Raw genomic sequence first — 202 nt, forward strand, 5'->3', positions numbered from 1 at the left:
ACTGGTTTTATGAACACTAAACCCTTTTACCAGATTAAAAAGATGATCGGCAATTCTTTTAATAAGATGCGCGTCATATGCATTGGCATTGTACTTGATCTCCACGGTCAATGAAGGCGGTGATAAAGGGGATGAGGGAAGTATCGCGATATTAAAATCATAATTGGTCTGTTCGAATACTTCAATTGATTCTACGGTAAGC

Annotated in this window: 1 protein-coding gene; it reads right to left on the reverse strand. The window is 38.1% G+C overall.

Going from position 1 to position 202, the window contains the following annotated elements; translation table 11 throughout:
* The coding region (locus DM397_RS23855; RefSeq protein ID WP_204251824.1) for a hypothetical protein at window positions 1-202 on the reverse strand (202 nt) is incomplete at both ends.

The organism is Flavobacterium nitrogenifigens (assembly GCF_003254565.1).
Lineage (GTDB): Bacteria > Bacteroidota > Bacteroidia > Flavobacteriales > Flavobacteriaceae > Flavobacterium > Flavobacterium nitrogenifigens.